This window comes from Tessaracoccus aquimaris, assembly GCF_001997345.1.
Lineage (GTDB): Bacteria > Actinomycetota > Actinomycetes > Propionibacteriales > Propionibacteriaceae > Arachnia > Arachnia aquimaris.
The window spans coordinates 3,451,874-3,467,581 of the sequence record NZ_CP019606.1 but is presented as its reverse complement, the minus strand read 5'-3'; the positions used below and the strand labels follow the sequence as shown (position 1 = coordinate 3,467,581).

Annotated in this window: 11 protein-coding genes; 3 read left to right on the top strand and 8 right to left on the bottom strand. The window is 71.6% G+C overall.

All coding sequences use genetic code 11. From position 1 onward, the window contains the following. Positions 1 to 65: 65 nt before the first annotated feature. The 3 genes from BW730_RS15780 to BW730_RS15770 all read left to right on the top strand — a co-directional run bounded on the left by BW730_RS15780 (position 66) and on the right by BW730_RS15770 (position 3,438). Positions 66 to 752: a response regulator transcription factor gene (locus tag BW730_RS15780; RefSeq protein ID WP_077687106.1), complete on the top strand. Its 687-nt coding sequence runs from the start codon at positions 66 to 68 to the stop codon at positions 750 to 752. 32 nt (positions 753 to 784) lie between these two features. Beyond that, positions 785 to 2,173, top strand: a complete 1,389-nt coding sequence (locus BW730_RS15775; RefSeq protein WP_145953005.1) for a sensor histidine kinase — start codon at positions 785 to 787, stop codon at positions 2,171 to 2,173. A 326-nt stretch (positions 2,174 to 2,499) separates the two neighbouring features. Beyond that, a complete protein-coding gene (locus BW730_RS15770) occupies positions 2,500 to 3,438 on the top strand; it encodes a nucleoside hydrolase (protein ID WP_145952923.1) in 939 nt (312 codons plus the stop codon). A gap of 8 nt (positions 3,439 to 3,446) precedes the next feature. Here the strand turns inward: BW730_RS15770 and BW730_RS15765 are convergent, their stop codons facing one another. The 8 genes from BW730_RS15765 to BW730_RS15730 all read right to left on the bottom strand — a co-directional run bounded on the left by BW730_RS15765 (position 3,447) and on the right by BW730_RS15730 (position 15,669). After that, positions 3,447 to 4,100 carry a PepSY domain-containing protein gene (locus BW730_RS15765; protein WP_158522696.1) on the bottom strand — a complete coding sequence of 218 codons (654 nt, stop codon included), beginning with the start codon at positions 4,098 to 4,100 and terminating at the stop codon, positions 3,447 to 3,449. 184 nt (positions 4,101 to 4,284) lie between these two features. Next, positions 4,285 to 6,690 (bottom strand): alpha/beta hydrolase-fold protein, encoded by a 2,406-nt coding sequence (locus BW730_RS15760; protein WP_077687102.1) that lies wholly within the window; start codon positions 6,688 to 6,690, stop codon positions 4,285 to 4,287. An 82-nt stretch (positions 6,691 to 6,772) separates the two neighbouring features. Beyond that, positions 6,773 to 8,479, bottom strand: a complete 1,707-nt coding sequence (locus tag BW730_RS19560) for an HpcH/HpaI aldolase/citrate lyase family protein (RefSeq protein ID WP_077687101.1) — start codon at positions 8,477 to 8,479, stop codon at positions 6,773 to 6,775. Continuing rightward, positions 8,476 to 9,684 (bottom strand): CaiB/BaiF CoA transferase family protein, encoded by a 1,209-nt coding sequence (locus tag BW730_RS15750; RefSeq protein WP_077687100.1) that lies wholly within the window; start codon positions 9,682 to 9,684, stop codon positions 8,476 to 8,478. The genes BW730_RS19560 and BW730_RS15750 overlap by 4 nt, the downstream gene beginning before the upstream one ends. Beyond that, complete coding sequence (locus tag BW730_RS15745) at positions 9,681 to 11,696, bottom strand: SUMF1/EgtB/PvdO family nonheme iron enzyme (protein WP_077687099.1); 2,016 nt, start codon at positions 11,694 to 11,696, stop codon at positions 9,681 to 9,683. The genes BW730_RS15750 and BW730_RS15745 overlap by 4 nt, the downstream gene beginning before the upstream one ends. Positions 11,697 to 11,771: 75 nt before the next feature. Continuing rightward, positions 11,772 to 13,124 (bottom strand): ADP-ribosylglycohydrolase family protein, encoded by a 1,353-nt coding sequence (locus BW730_RS15740; RefSeq protein ID WP_077687098.1) that lies wholly within the window; start codon positions 13,122 to 13,124, stop codon positions 11,772 to 11,774. After that, a complete protein-coding gene (locus BW730_RS15735; RefSeq protein ID WP_226996857.1) occupies positions 13,121 to 14,284 on the bottom strand; it encodes an ADP-ribosylglycohydrolase family protein in 1,164 nt (387 codons plus the stop codon). The genes BW730_RS15740 and BW730_RS15735 overlap by 4 nt, the downstream gene beginning before the upstream one ends. A gap of 65 nt (positions 14,285 to 14,349) precedes the next feature. Continuing rightward, entirely contained in the window at positions 14,350 to 15,669 is a 1,320-nt protein-coding gene (locus BW730_RS15730) for an ABC transporter substrate-binding protein (RefSeq protein WP_077687096.1), read from the bottom strand. Positions 15,670 to 15,708 lie beyond the last annotated feature (39 nt).

Here is a 15,708-nt window from a genome sequence, read left to right as displayed (position 1 = left end):
ATCGGCATCAGAGTCCAGACCCAGGTAGGATCCAGGCAAACAGAGGAAGGTGACAGGGTAGAGCCATGCAGATCCTGGTGGTAGATGACGATCAAGCCGTCCGCGATTCCCTTGCGCGTTCCCTGACCTATTCCGGTGACGAGGTGCAGACAGCCGCCGACGGGGTCGAGGCCTTGGCGAAGCTTGTCAGCTACACGCCGGACGCGATCATCATGGACGTCATGATGCCGAGGCTCGACGGCCTCGAGACGACCCGGATGCTGCGCGACGGCGGCAACGACACCCCGATCCTGATCCTGACCGCCCGCGACGCCGTCGGCGACCGCGTGGACGGCCTCGACGCGGGCGCGGACGACTACATGGTCAAGCCCTTCGCCCTTGACGAGTTGCTCGCCCGGCTGCGCGCTCTCACCCGGCGTTCGAAGCCGACGCCCGAGGCCGAGTCAAAGGTGCTCAACTTCCAGGACGTCACGCTGGACACGCAGCACCGTGAGGTGACCCGCGGCGGCCAGCACATCTCCTTGACCCGGACCGAGTTCGCGCTGCTGCAGGTGTTCATGGAGAACCCGCGCCGCGTGATGGAGCGCAACACGCTCCTCAACGAGGTGTGGGGCTTTGAGTTCCCGACGACGGCGAACTCGCTCGAGGTCTACATCGGCTACCTCCGACGCAAGACCGAGGCCGGAGGACGGCCGCGGCTGATCCACACAGTGCGTGGCATCGGCTACGTCCTGCGTGAAACTCCCCCGTGATCTCCAGCTGGTGGATCCGGATCCGACGCGCCATCGGCCGCCTCGTCAGCGGGCAGTCACTCCAATGGCGACTCGCGCTCCTGACCGGCGCCAGCGTCGCGATCTCGGTGTTACTCGTCGGTGCGACCACCTTCACCGTCACCCGCTGGTCCCTCCTCGACCAGTTGGACCGTGAGCTGGTCCAGGTCGCCCAGAACGCGACGGCCTCCGTCGCCGCCGACTACGCGGACATGGGCAGGCTGTCGGCCGGCCTGCTCGTCGCGTCGAACGGGCTGCTCGCCGTCGTGGGCGCCGACGCGTCCGTCGCCCAGATGCCCGGGCAGTCACGCGACATCGCGCCCACCCCGACCGAGGTGAGCATCGCGCGCCTGCAGTTCGGATCGTCGGCGCGCACGCTCGACGCCGACGGCGTCACCTACCGTGTGGTCGCCGTCCCGATGCGGATCGACAGCTCGACGCCCGTGGCCGTGATGTTCGCGCGACCGATGAGCGGCCTCGAGACCACGCTCGGCACCCTGTGGGTGGTGCTGCTGATCGCCGGCGGCCTCGGCGTCGCGACCGCCACGCTCGCCGCCCTGTGGACCGGCCGGGCGGTCCTGGCCCCAGTGCGGCGCCTGTCGCAGGCCGTGAAGTCCGTCACGCAGACCGACGAGCTGAACCCGATCCGCATCTACGGCCGCGACGACCTCGGCGAGCTCACCCAGTCGTTCAACACCATGCTCCGCTCGCTCGCGCAGTCGCGGGAGCAGCAGCGCCAGCTCATCGCCGACGCGGGCCACGAACTACGCACGCCCCTCACGTCGATGCGCACCAACATCGAACTGCTGGTCGCCGATGACACCTCCGGCATGCTCCCCGAGGGCGCCCGAACCGAGGTGCTCGGGGACGTCGCGGCGCAACTCGGCGAGTTCTCCGCCCTGGTCGGCGACCTCGTCGCGTTGACGCGCGACGACCACCTGCAGCGACCCCACGAACTGGTCGACCTGGCCGACATCACGGTCGCCGCCGTCGAGCGGGCCCGCCGCCGCGGCCCCGGCATCGAGTTCGACATGTCGCTGGAGACGACCCCGATCATGGGCGACCCGTCCACGCTGGAACGCGCCATCACGAACCTGCTCGACAACGCGGTGAAGTTCTCCCCGTCGGACGGCGTCATCCGCGTCCACCTCGAGGAGGGCGAGCTGACGATCATCGATCAGGGTCCGGGCATCGAGGAGGACGACCTCCCCCTGGTGTTCGACCGCTTCTACCGCTCCGACAAGGCGCGCAACACGCCCGGCACGGGCCTCGGGTTGGCGATCGTCGCCCACACGGCCGAGGTGCACGGCGGCTCCGTCAAGGCGGGCAATCAGCCGGGCGCCGGCGCGAAGTTCACGCTGCGCCTCCCGATCCTCGAGGCCCCGCTGGAGGCCTTCGAGTAACGCGCCCGCCGGCCGCCTGCGGTCCTACGGCCGCTTTGACGCCCTGGTGAGTGGCCCGCCTACCGGGTGGCCTCCTCGACGCCGTCCGGACCCCACGGCAGACCGAAGGGGGCGGTGAGGGCTGCGACTCCTGCCGTCGGGGTCCGTGGGCGGCGCCGGGCGGCAGTTTCACCCGTTAGGTCCTGCCCCCGGGGGTGGTGTGCCACGCGAGGCGGCCCCACCACAATGGTCCTCAACCCGGCCGGAGCGAGCCCTGACAGCAGGCTCGACGCCATCTCGGAGATGCGCACCAGTCGCTCTGGTCCGAGCTACTCGAAAGTGTGACCTTGGCCGCCAGCGCACCGCCCGTCCCGATCATCATCGACACCGACATGGCGATGGGTGTGCCAGGCTCGGACGTCGGGGACGGCTTCGCGCTCGCGCTTGCGCTCGCCGACCCGGACATTCACGTCAGGGCCGTCACCTGCGTCAACGGCAATGCCGACGTCGACAGCGTCGTCCTGCTGACCAAGGAGATCCTCGACCGACTGCGGCACCGGCACGTCCCTGTCTACCGTGGGGCAAGCACTCCGCTGTGCGCGGTGCGGCGCCGGAAGTCCTCCGCGACCGTCGCCCAGCAGTTCGGCCACCACACGGCCGACGCGGGTCCCGCCGCCGCGAGGATCGCCGAACTGGTGGCGGAGCACCCCGGCGAGATCACCATCGTCGCGATCGGGCCGCTGACCAATGTCGCGACGGCGATCGACATCAACCCCGACCTGCCTGCGCTGGTGCGCGAGATCGTGATCGTCGGCGGGCAGGCCTCCGACTCGGACGGGGACCCGCCTGAGCTGAACTTCGCCACCGACCCAGCCGCCGCCGACGCCGTGCTCGGCAGCGGTGCGCCGATCCGGGTGCTCGGTCACGGCGTCACGGCACGGGGGCGGGTGCGGCGCGACGAGGCGGCCGTGATGTCAATCGGCGGCAACAGCTTCGAACGGTTCGCGGGCAGGCACACCATGGCGTGGATCGACCATCTGGGGAGCGTCTCTGGAGGGGCGCGGCCCAGCACGACCTGCGCGCTGCACGACCCGCTCGCGGTCGCCATCCTGACCCGTCCGGGCCTGGTCGGCTGGGAGCCTGCCCGCGTCACGGCGACGGACGCCTCCCCGCTGAACGGCGAGGTCGACCTGGCGCCCAACGCCCTGCTCGCGCGCGACCTCGACGCGCCGGGATACCTCGCGCACCTGTTCGCGGCGATCGGGAAGCTGGACGCCAAGGACTGACGCTCGGCTCAGTCGTCGAGCGTTGCCTGGGCGGTGGCCGTGTCGACGCGGACCTCGACGGTGTCGCCTCCCTCGCGGATGTTGACCTCGTAGACGAGCGCATCGTCGTCCCAGTCGAGCTTCCACTCGCTGACGGTGCCCGCCTTGAGGGTCTGCGCCACCTTCATGGCGGCCGCGGGGTTCATCACGGTCAGGTCGATGGCCTTCTCGGTGCCGTCCTCCGAGTCGGTGTCCTTCTTCAGCACGGCGCCGGAGGTGGCGTCGAGATCGAACTCGTGGTCGGTGCCGCCGTCCTGGATCTCGACCTTGTAGACCCAGGCCTTGTGAAACGCCGAGTACTCCAGTTCGAGGTTGTGCACCGTCCCGGGGGCCTCGGCCGTTGCGGCCTCGACCGCCTTCTCCGCGGAGATGAACTCGGTGGCCGTCGCAAGGTCCGCATCCTCCGCGGGACCGGATGCCATGTTGTTGGGCGCCTCGCTCGTCTGGGCGGGCTGCGTCGGCTCGGCGGACGCGCCGGGGCTGGCCGGGGCGGTGGGCTGGGCTTGCGTGGGGGCGATCGGCGGCTGCGGGCTCGGGGTGCCGGAGTCGGCACCGGAGCATCCCGTGAGCAGGAGCGCGAGGCCCGCAAGGGGAGCACCGATGGTCGTGGCGACGTTCTTCATGGTTTCCTCCTTCTTCAACCGTCTCATGACGAGGGCCTCTGCTCAAGCGGTCACCGGAATCGACGGAGGGCTCCGCGTCGGGATGCTCTGGCGTTGAGCAGCATTCGGGGTTCGATGCTGGTCGCGCAGCGTCTGGACGCTGGCCGCGCGCAACGAGTCCCAAATACTGCTCAACGCCCTACCGTCACCGGGCCGCGACGGGCGCCCCCTGTCCCGTGCTCGGCAGGCCGGGTGAGGGGCGCGTCGACGGCGAGGCCGACCCGCTCGCGGTGCTCGTCGGGCCGGTCGTGGCCGACGGCGAGGGCGACGCGGGCGCCGTGGCCGACGGCGAGGGTGTCGGGGGCTGCGAGGCGGACGGCGAGGCCGACGGCGACGCCGAACTCGATGCGGTGGGCGAGGGAGAGGCGGACGGCCCGGTCGCGATCCTGGTCAGGAACACGTCCCCGGCCCCGGCGTTGGTGAACCCGGTGGGCGCGCCGAACGTGAGCCCGGTCGCCCAGACCCCCTTCGCGCCTGCGGCGGCGCTCAGGTTGGTCTCGTCCCACTCGTCCGACCCGTCGCGCTCCCGCGAACCGAACTGGCTGACGGCGGACACATCGCCATCGGTGGAGATCGCGAAGCCGACGACGTCGACCCCGCCCTGCGAGGTGCCCATCGCGCCGTAGGTGGCGGCCAGCGCGTAGGCCCCGCCGTCCGGCGTCGCGACGATGGCGGCCCCTCGGTCGTCGGTCGAGGTGCCGAGTTGCGTCACCCAGGCGGGCGTCAGGGCGGCTGCCCGGGCGCGCGGGTTTGGCGCGATCGACGCGACGAAGATGTCGTTGTCGCCGAGGTTGGCCTCGCCGAGCGTGCCCTTGGTGTGGCCGATCGCCAGCACCTGACCGTCGCTCAGCACCGTGACTCCGCTGACCTGCTCGTTGACCTCCGTCGCGACCGGGGCGATCCAGCCGCGCACCCCGTCGGGGCCGTACCCCGCGACCCAACCGTCGCCCGAGCCCTTGCCCGGCGCGTCCGGGAGGCCGTCGGTGGCGATGCCACCGAGCACCAGGGAGCCGTCGGGGCCGGTGGCGGCCGTCATGGCCTTGTCCTCGCCCGCGCCGCCGAACTGGTCGACCCACAGCACCTGGCCGGTGCGCGAGACCCGCGCCGCGACGATGTCCTTGTCGCCTGCCGAAGGCTGGTCCCCGACGCGCCCCGAGGTGTATCCCGCGAGGTAGATGCCGCCTGCGCCGTCTGAGGCGACGCCATAGGCGCGGTCCGCGGCGCCCGGATCGCCGACCTGAGCCGACGCGACCTGCTTGCCCTCGGCGTCGAGCACGGCCATGAACATGTCGTCGTTTGCCCGCTCCTCCCCGGTTGCCCAGGTGCCCCGGGTGTAGCCGCCGATCAGCACCTCGCCGTCCTCACCCTCGACGACGCCGTAGGCGCGGTCGTTGGCGGCGGTGCCGAGCGTGGTCTGCCACAGCGTCTTGCCCGAGGCGTCGCGGCGGAGCACGACGACGTCCATGCCGCCGAGCGGCGTATGGCCGGACAGGTCGCCCGCGACGTTGAGCACGACCGTGGTCGACCCGTCGGCGTGCTCGACGACGCCGCCTGCCCGGTCGTCTCCGCTGGTGCCGAACGCCTCAGCCTCCCAGCCTGCGACGGGCTCGGTGCGCAACCGCGAGGCCACGTCGACGATGCCCTCACGGAAGCCGGGCTGCCACACGTCCCAGTCGTGGCCGCCGTTCATGATCCGCAGTTCCGCGGTGATGCCCGGCACCCGACGCGCTGAGTTGTAGAGCTTGGCCGACTCGAAGTCGATGTCGTTGTGGGCCTCGGCCGGGTCGGGGTTGGGCCACTCGTCGTCGCCGACGGCGATGAACAGGTGCACAGGCAGGCCCGCGTCGAAGCCCTCGAACGTCGTTGGGTAGTTCAGTTCCTCGTAGCGGGCCGCGTCGAACAGGCTCGCGCCGACGCCGTAGCCGCCGTACTCGCGGGCCGAGGAGTCGGCGGGCGGTTGCGGGGTGTAGACGGCCGGGCTGAGCACGATGGCCGCCGAGAAGTCCTGCTGGTGGGCCGTCGCGAAACGGAGCGCTCCGGAGCCGCCCATCGAGTAGCCGCCGACGGCGCGGGCCTCCCGGTCGGCGACGGTGCGGTAGGTCGCGTCGATGTGCGCGACGAGGTCCTTCGACAGCGCCGTCTCGACGGCGACGCCCGGCCCACCGGCGGCGGTGCCCGTGTAGAGCGAGTCGGTGTACCAGGAACCGCGGTTGTTCCACGGCGCGTCGGGCATCACGGCGATGATCGGCTGCATGTCGCCCGCGCCGATCAGTTCGTCCAGGTCGGCCGCGACGCGAGGCCAGGCGGCGGAGGTGTCGCCGCGCCCGTGCATCAGGTAGACGACGGGGTAGCGGTCGGTGGCCGCGTCGTACCCCGGCGGGAGGTAGACGTTGTAGTCGACGGCGCCTGCGGCGGTCCCGTCGACGCGACCCGCGACGACCTGGCCGTGCGGGTCGCCCTGTTGGGTCGTGACGAGGACGGCGGCCCCAGCGGCGGTCAGGGCCGCGACGAGGGCGCCCGCCAGGGTCGCCCTCAAGGTGCGTGCTTGCATATCGGTGAGCCTCTCGGTTCGGGGCGGGCGACGATGCCCGGTTCTGCGTGACCAGGTCGCGCGCGGCCTGGCCGGGTCGCGCCTAGTCGGTGGCCAGGGCGATCGTGCGGCGGGCCGACTCGACCATGGCGAGGTCGAGGAAGGTGCCGTCTGCGAGTTGGAGGGCGCCGACGCCTGCGGCGACGGAACCCTCGATGCGGTCGAGGACGGTGCGCGCGCGGGCGACCTCCTCGGCTGTTGGGCGGAAGGAGTCGCGGATCGTCGCGATCTGCTTGGGGTGGATGGCGCTGCGGCCGAGGAAGCCCCGCGCCCTGCCGTCGCGGCAGGAGGCTGCGAGGCCCTCGAGGTCGGTGACGTGCGTGAAGGCCGACATCAACGGCGAGGACAGCCCGGCCGCGCGGGCCGCGTTGACGATCCGGCCGCGCACCCAGTCGAGCCCGTCCGCGGTGACGCCCAGGTCGGCCTTGAGGTCGGCCTCGCCGAGGCCGAGGGACGCGACCTGCGGGCAGGAGGCGAGGTCGAAGGCCCGCTCGACGCCGAGCGGCGACTCGATGAGCAGGTGCAGGTCGCGGCCGGGAAGCCTGCGCGCGAGCGCCTCGACGTCCTCGACACGTTCGGCCTTGGGGATCCGGGCTCCGACCCACGTCGGAAGGGCGGCGAGCGCCTCGACGTCCGCGTCGTGCCAGGGCGTCCCGACGGCGTTGATGCGCACCTGGACGACGGGCAGGGCTGCGGTGGCTGGGGCTGGCAGTCTCGCTGGCTGAGCCTGTCGAAGCCTCCGCGCATCGGCGTCGGTCTCGGACCCCTCGACAAGCTCGGGGAACGGGCGCAGGCCAGCCTGCTCGGCGACCGACCCCGTTGGCTGAGCCTGTCGAAGCCTCCGCTCGCCAGTCCCGGTGGTGGTTTCGGACCCCTCGACAAGCTCGGGGAACGGGCGCAGGCCAGCCTGCTCGGCGACCGACCCCGTTGGCTGAGCCTGTCGAAGCCTCCGCTCGCCAGTCCCGGTGGTGGTCTCGGACCCCTCGACAAGCTCGGGGAACGGTGGTCCGGCCTCGCTGTTCGTCTCGGTGTCGGGCCCCTCTACGAGCTCGGGGAACGGGCGCAGGCCAGCCTGCTCGGCGGCCGATCCCGTTGGCTGAGCCTGTCGAAGCCTCCGCTCGCCAGTCCCGGTGGTGGTCTCGGACCCCTCGACAAGCTCGGGGAACGGTGGTCCGGCCTCGCTGTTCGTCTGGATCTCGGACCCCTCGACAAGCTCGGGGAACGGACGCAGGCCCGCCTGCTCGGGGAACGGGCGCAGGCCCGCCTGTTCGGCGGCCGATCCCGTTGGCTGAGCCTGTCGAAGCCTCCGCGCATCGGCGTCGGTCTCGGACCCCTCGACAAGCTCGGGGAACGGGCGCAGGCCAGCCTGCTCGGCCACCGACCCCGTTGGCTGAGCCTGTCGAAGCCTCCGCTCGCCAGTCCCGGTGGTGGTCTCGGACCCCTCGCCAAGCTCGGGGAACGGTGCCCCGGCCTCGCTGTTCGTCTCGGACCCCTCGACAAGCTCGGGGAACGGTGGCCCGGCCTCGGTGTCGGACCCCTCGACAAGCTCGGGGAACGGAAGCGCGGGGAACGCCGAGCGGACGAGGTCGGGCAGCGTGGCGAGCACGCCGCGGGCGGCGTCCTTGGCCGAGGGGGCGACCGCGTCCTCCAGGTCGACGATGATGCCGTCGGCACCGCTGGCCAGGGCATTGCCGATCCGGTCGGGCCGATCGGCGGGCACGTACAGGAGCACCACCACAGGCTTGCTCATACCGCCCCCTCCTCGCGGAGGCGGGCGACCGCGTCGGCGTCGAGGCCGAGGTCGGCGAGCACCGCGTCGGTGTCCCGGCCGTGGGTGCGACCGGTGTGCGCGATGACTCCCTCGTGCCGCGACAGCCTGAACAGCGGGCCCTGCATCAGCATCGGGCCCAACTCGGGGTCGTCGATCTCGTGGATGGTGCCGAGCGCCCGGAACTGGGGGTCCTCGACGATGTCGTGGGCGTCGTAGATCGGGGCGACCGCCGCCTGCGCCTCCTCGAAGGCCGCGATCACCTCGGCGCGGGTCCGCTCGGTGATCCAGCCGCCGACGGCGTCGTCGAGTTCGTCGGCGTGCAGCGCGCGGTCGGCGCCGCTCGCGAACCACGGCTCGTCGATCAGTTCGGGGCGCCCGACCAGGCGCATCACGCGCTCCGCGATCGACTGCGCCGACGTCGACACCGCCACCCACGACCCGTCGGCCGTGCGGTACGTGTTGCGTGGCGCATTGTTGACCGACCTGTTGCCGGTGCGGGGTTGGACGGTGCCGAGTTGGTCCCAGCGGGTGATCTGCGGGCCGAGCATCGCGAGGATCGGTTCGATGATGGCCGTGTCGACCACCTGGCCCTCACCGGTCGCCTCGCGGGCGTGCAGCGCGACCATGATCGCGTAGGCGGTCGACAGCGACGCGATGCCGTCGGCAAGGCCGAACGGTGGGAGCGTCGGCGGGCCGTCCGGCGCCCCCGTGGTAGCGGCGAACCCGCTCATCGCCTCGGCGAGGGTGCCGAACCCGGCGCGGGCCTTCATGGGGCCGAACTGTCCGAAGCCGGTGACGCGGGCGAGCACCAGGCGCGGGTTGGCCGCGAGCAGCACGTCGGGGCCGAGCCCCCAGCGTTCGAGGGTCCCGGGGCGGAAGTTCTCGATCACGACGTCGGCGGTCTCGACCAACCGCAGGAACACGTCGCGCCCTCCGTCGCTGCTGAGGTTGACGGTGATCGCGCGCTTGTTGCGGCCGAGCGTCTTCCACCACAGGTTGACGCCATCGCGCGAGACGCCGTGCGAGCGGGACGGATCGGGCCGGTCGGGGTGCTCGACCTTGATCACGTCAGCGCCCATGTCTCCCAGGTGCATCGCGGCCATCGGGCCGGCGAACAGCGTCGACGCGTCGATGACGCGCAGCCTGTGGAGCGCGCCGCGCGAGGGGTCGGTGCCGGTGCTCATCGCGCCTGCCTTCCGTCGAACGCGATCCGGAACCCGACGGTGGCGCCGCGGTCGAGGCCGAGGCCGGGGATCAGGTACTTCACGGCGTAGTCGGGCGCGTGCAGGCCGCCCTCGACGTACCAGTCGGAGCCCTCGGCGCGGTAGCGGCTGCCTCCCTTGAGCATCACGAAGCGGGTGCGGCCGTCGCTGTGCTCGGACTCGGTCCAGTTCCACACCTCCGGGGCGCCCCGTCGGAAGGCCGGGCTCTGGGCGGCGAGTTGCCACTCGTCCTCGGTGGGCAGTCGCCCGCCGGCCCATTCGCAGTAGGCGCGGGCGTCGTCGAGGCCGATGAAGGTGACGGGCTGGTCGGCCTGCTCCGGCGTCGGCGCGCCGTCGACCCAGTGCGCCAGCAGGCGGTGCCCGTCGCCGGGGCGCCACCCGGTGTCGGCGAGGAAGGCGGCGAACTGGGCGTTGGTCACCTCGGTCGGGGCGACCGCCACCGGCGCGACGAGGTGCGCCTCCCGCTGCAGCGTGCGGGCGTCGTGCAGGCGCGGCACGAGGGGCTTCCACTCGTCGACGTATGGCGCGCCCTGGTACATGCCCGTCTCGCGGGCCCGGTGCCGCACCGTCAGGACATGGTCGCCGGAGGGCACCACGATCGAGCCTGCGGGCGGCACCCCGAAGCGGGGCCGCGGCACGACCCGGCGGGCGAGGCGGTGCGGGAAGGACGCGTCGGACTCGACGGGCTGCGACGCCAGGTCGGCGGCGACGGCCTCGGCCCAGGCGGGCACTGCCGCGTCGGCGGCGACGGTGAGCGCGGCGGCGACCCCGCGGGCGGGCACGAGCACCGCGCCTCCGGTGGGCCGCAGCCCGGGGCGGCTACCGGCCTGGCCCGGGTTGGGCGTCAGCGCAAGAGCATCGGGTGGCAGCGCGGGGCCGTGGTAGTCGGTCGCGGCGCGGTTGACGAGCGTCCACAGCGTGACGGGCCCGAGCGTCCACGCGGAGGCGTAGACGCCTGCCGCCTCCGCGGCGGGGTCGAGGTCGGCCAGGGGTGTCCACACGCCCTCGAGGAGGAACTCGGAGGCGGCGCGCTGCACCGTCAGCATCCGCTTCATGGTCGCGGCGTCGCGCCGGTTCCAGCCGACCCAGACGCCGAAGACGACCTCCCACACCATCATGCCGACGCCGTTGAGCCAGGCCGACTGGAGTTCCTCGGAGTGGTCGCGGTGCCAGCGGCGGATGTGGTGCTGCATGTGGCGGCGCTCGAACCAGTGCGCCCGAAGCACGCCGGGCACGGGTGAGTCGGCGAAGAACTGCGCCCACGACGTCGAGTGGTCGGCGATCCGCTCGACGGGAAGCTTCGACTCGCCCTCCAGCACGATCCCAGGGCGGGCCGCCTCGAGCCGGGCGACCAGTTCGGGCTCGGCCTTCTTCAGGGTGTCGAGGAAGACGCCGTCGGCGCCGAGGTCGCGCACCAGGGCGGCGAGTTCGGTGAGGTCGTCGTCGCCGCGGCGTGTCCCGGTGTCCCAGGGGTTGTAGTCGACGAAGACACGCACGCCGAGGTCGTGCAGGCGCTGCACCAACTCGGCGATGCCTGAGACGTCGCGGTAGTAGTCCCACTGGTTGCGGTCGTCGAGGCCGATGATCGGGTAGGCATGCCAGAGCACGACGGCGTCGAGGCCACCGAAGCGTGCGCGGGCGTCGTCGAGAAAGCGCTCGGGGGTGAAGCGGCGCTCCTCGAAGGAGTAGAAGAGTTCGTCCCACAGCCACACCTGGGCGACCGTGAAGCAGGTCGCCGCCCACGCCGCCTCCGGCCGGTCGTAGGCCGCCGCGTCGAAGGCAAGCCTGGCCCTTGCGTCCGCGCGCCAGCGGGCGAGGCTTTCGCGCCACTGCCGACGCTCGGCCACGTCGGTCGGCCCGACGAAGATCTTCCCCTCGTCGAGGGCGACCAACTGCTCGTCGTCCAGTTCGCCGGTGGGCACCTCCATCGGCTTGTCGATGGGGCGAGGTACCAACGGGTCGAATGCGTACATGTGTCCTTCTCCTCGGCCGCCTGTCGGCGGTGTGTGGTGGAGCCCGGCCGCTCCCCCTCGGCCGGGCCCCGGTCTTCAGGCGCGCGCCAGGGCGAGGGTGCGCGCGGCGAGTGCGGCGATCGGCTGTTCGCCGCCTGGCATCGACGTGGCGATGCGGCCCTTGATCGGCTCGACCCATTGGGCACCCATGCCATCGACGCCGTTGAGGGCCCCGACGACCGCGCCGACGGTTGCACCTGCCGAGTCGGTGTCCCATCCAGCGGTGACGGCGAGCGCAATGCTCTGCCCGAAGTCTCCCCTGCCCGCGGCGAGCGCGTAGGCGATCACGGCGGCGTTGTTGAGGACGTGCACCCAATGCAGGTCGCCCAGCTCGGCGTGGATCCGGTCGAGCGCGGCGCGGATGCCCGGCTCGGTGAGGTCGGTCTCCGCAGCGGCGGACCTGCCGAGCGCGATCGCGTCGGCGAGCCTGCTGCAGGGCGGCACGACGGTGGAGGCCAGGTCGAGGACCTCGTCGACGTCGGTGGCGACCATCGACGCTGCGCCGAGAGCCGCGGCCCACATGGCGCCATAGACGCCGTTGCGGGTGTGGCTGAGCCGGGCGTCGCGCCAGGCGAGTTCGGCCGCGGCGAGCACGTCGCCCGGGTTGATCCAGCCGAACACGTCGGTGCGGATCAGGGCGCCGATCCACTCGCGGAACGGGTTCTGGTGCGCGGCGGTCTCGGGCACTGGACGCGCCTCGAGGATGTTGCGCAGCGCGATCCGCTCGGCGGTGAACACGCGGCCGGCAGGTAGGTTCTCCAGCCACAGTTGGGCGACGTCGTCGGTGCCGAAACCGCGGCCGTGGCGCTCGAGCAGCGCAAGGGCGAGGATCGGGTAGTTGAGGTCGTCGTCCTCGGGCATGCCGTCGATGTTCTCCTCGAGCGACGTGGGCCGGGAGCGCTTGTTCCAGGGCCAGCGCGCCGCGACGTCGTCGGGGAGGCCGACCTCGGTGAACCACCGCGAGATGGGCCAGCGTCCGGTCGCCCGGGCGATCTCCTCGATGCCCTCACGAGGGATCTTCTCGACGGGCTTGCCGAGCAGGCAGCCCGCGGCGCGGCCCGTCCAGGCGCCAAGCAGGCGCGCCTCGAGGTCCTCACCCGCGGGGACGACGGCGGCGGCGGGAAGCAGCGCGACGATGTCGGCCCACTCCTCCGGCTGCGCCGGGTCGGGGGTGGCGGGCAGCGCGTCGAGGTCGGCGAGGAGTCGCCGCGCCAGGTCGCGCAGTTCAGGCGTTGCGGGGTTCGGCCCGGCGCCGCTCACGGCGGGGACCGGGTCGCCGCCAGCCGCGATCCAGGCGTCCCGGACGGCGTCGATGGCCTTCCTGTCTGCCGCGGCCGCGACGAACTCGTGCGCGAGGAGGTCTTCAGGCTGGGCCCAGGTGAGCCTCATCCCTTCGCCTCCCCGATGCCCTTCAGGAGGGCCAACTTGGCGGTGGCTGCCGCGCGGTCGTCCTCGGCGATGGCCCGGGCGGCGCGGCCCATCAGTTCGCCCGTGCCGCGCAGGTCGAACCGGCTTGCCTTCTCAATGTCGTCGATCCACTCGGCAGGCACGCTGTCGGCCCCACCGAGGCCCGCGGCGACGGCGCCCGCCATCACGGCGATGGAGTCGGCGTCGCGGCCGTAGTTGACGGAGCCGAGCACGGACTCGCGGAAGTCGCCCTGGTAGCCGAGCAGCATGCCGACGGCGACGGGGAGTTCCTCGATCGACTTGGTGCGCGATGGGCGCCTCGCGTCCATCGACATGTTGCGGTACTCGGGGCCGACCGAGTCGAACGGGGCGACCGCCTCCCGGATCACGCGGCCGAGTGCGCGGCGCTCGTCGTCGGTGCTCGGGCGTGCAACGCCCGCGACGGCGTCGCGGACGGCCTCGAGCGCGGCGCGGGTGCCGTCGTGCGACACGCGGATGGCGTGGTCGACGACGCCCGCGACGGTGGCGCCGGGCGCGACGGACGCGGCGACCATCGCGGCGAACACGCCCGCGGCCTCGCGCCCGTAGCTGGACTGGTGGGCCCCTGTGATGTCGATCGCCTCGGCGTAGGCGGCGTCCGGGTCGCCAGCGTTGGCCAGCCCGACGGGGGCCATGTACATGGTGGCCCCGCAGTTGACGACGTTGCCGACGCCCGCCTCGCGGGGGTCGACGTGGCCGTAGTGCAGGCGCGCGACGAGCCACTTCTCGGCGAGGAAGACGCGTTGCAGGATCAGCGCCTCCGCCTCGAACTCGGGGATCCAGCGCGGCTCGCCGATCATCAGCGGGACGAGGTCCTTGGCCACGTCGTAGGCGTCCAGGTGGCGGCGGCGCTTGGCGTAGACCTCGACCAGGAGCCTTGTCATGAGGGTGTCGTCGGTGATGTGGCCGTCGCCCTTGTGGTACGGGGCGATGGGGCGGGCGGTGCGCCAGTTCTCGAACCAGGGCTCGACGATGCCCGCGACCCGGCCCCCGTGCCGCTCCTCGATCTGCTCGGGCGTCCAGCCCTCGATCGCTCCGCCAAGGGCATCGCCCACGGCGGCTCCTGTGATGACGGCGACGCAACGGTCCTGCAGCCAGCTCACAACGTGCTCCTCTTGCATGAAGGTGGTTCGGGGCGGTCGCCCGAGGGCGACCGCCCCATGGTGGGTTAGCGGTTGACCTGGTCCCAACCATCGGTCAGCGCCTTCTGGAGACCTGCCTTGTCGATCTCGTTTGCCAGGTAGCGCTGGAAGGCGGGCGTCGCGACGGTGTCCTTCCACTGCGCGTACGCGTCGGCGAACAGGTACGGCGCATCCGTCATGTGCGAGCCGGACTTCAGGATGTTGTCCCAGCCGGTCTCACCCTCCATCTCCTTGGCGAGGGCCTCCTGGGCCGAGGTGGTGGCGGGGATCAGCGCGTCTGCCTTGTTGACCGCCGCCAGGTTCTCCGTGTTGGTGAAGTACTCGATGAACTGCACCGACTCCTTGACGTGCTCGGAGTCGACGTTGACGGAGAGGGTCTGCGGGTTGGCGGCCTGGTTGGCGCCCGCGGTGCCCTCGAGCGGCGGAAGAACGGTCCACTCGAAGCCCTCAGGTGCGTCCTTGGCGATGTTGGCCGCCTGGTACGAGCCCTGGATCGTCATGGCGATCTTGCCATCGTAGAAGTAGGGAAGCGTCTTGCCGCCGGACTGGGTCAGGGTGACGGGCAGCAGGGACTTGTCGGTGTAGGCCATCTCGTGGACGAGTTCGGGGATCGCCAGTTCGTTGTCGCCGACGTTGATCTTGGCGTCCGTCCCGGTTCCCTCGAAGAAGGTGCCGTCGAAGCCGGGGCCCATCGCCATGAAGGCGGCGGTCGGCGAGGCGAGGCCCCAGCCGATGCCGGAGACCCCGTTGGCGGTGGCCTTCTTGGACATCTCGCGCAACTGGTCCCACGTCATGGTCTCGCCGGTGGGGACCTCGACGCCCGCATCCTTCAGCAACTTGGTGTTGGCGAAGACCATGTAGGACTGCAGTTCGGTCGGGTAGGCGACGATCTGGTCGTCGACGGTGACCGACTTGAGGATGCCCTCGGGGATGTCCTTCTTCCGCTCCTCCGACATGTGCTCGCCCAGGTCGGCCAGGTAGCCGTCACGCGCGAAGGGCACGATGCTGGCGGCCTCGTAGTGGATGATGTCGGGGGCCGCGCCGCCGTTGAACTGCGCGATCAGCTTGTCGTAGATGCCGTCCCAACCCGCCGGGACGATCTCGACCTGGATGTTGGGGTTGTCGGTGTTCCACTTGTCGACGATCTGCTTGGTCACCTCGATGGTGGCCGGCTGGTCGGAGAGGGACTGGAACTTCAGGTCGACCTTCTCCGCAGGCTGGGCGTCGCTGGTCGCACCTGCGTCGGTCGGCTTGGCGGACGGCTCGTCGGCCGCGCCGCCACAGGCCGTCAAGGCCAGGGCCAGGGCCGCGAAGCCCGCGGCAAGGGTTGCGCCTCTTCTCATCATGATGGGGACCTTCCTAGTCGTTAAGTGATGGTGAGTGTT

Excerpts from the sequence above, each read along its gene's own strand:
- BW730_RS15730 (WP_077687096.1), bottom strand. The coding sequence starts at position 15,669 with ATGATGAGAAGAGGCGCAACCCTTGCCGCGGGCTTCGCGGCCCTGGCC.
- BW730_RS15780 (WP_077687106.1), top strand. The coding sequence starts at position 66 with ATGCAGATCCTGGTGGTAGATGACGATCAAGCCGTCCGCGATTCCCTT.
- BW730_RS19560 (WP_077687101.1), bottom strand. The coding sequence starts at position 8,479 with ATGAGCAAGCCTGTGGTGGTGCTCCTGTACGTGCCCGCCGATCGGCCC.
- BW730_RS15750 (WP_077687100.1), bottom strand. The coding sequence starts at position 9,684 with ATGAGCACCGGCACCGACCCCTCGCGCGGCGCGCTCCACAGGCTGCGC.
- BW730_RS15765 (WP_158522696.1), bottom strand. The coding sequence starts at position 4,100 with ATGAAGAACGTCGCCACGACCATCGGTGCTCCCCTTGCGGGCCTCGCG.
- BW730_RS15745 (WP_077687099.1), bottom strand. The coding sequence starts at position 11,696 with ATGTACGCATTCGACCCGTTGGTACCTCGCCCCATCGACAAGCCGATG.
- BW730_RS15760 (WP_077687102.1), bottom strand. The coding sequence starts at position 6,690 with ATGCAAGCACGCACCTTGAGGGCGACCCTGGCGGGCGCCCTCGTCGCG.
- BW730_RS15740 (WP_077687098.1), bottom strand. The coding sequence starts at position 13,124 with ATGAGGCTCACCTGGGCCCAGCCTGAAGACCTCCTCGCGCACGAGTTC.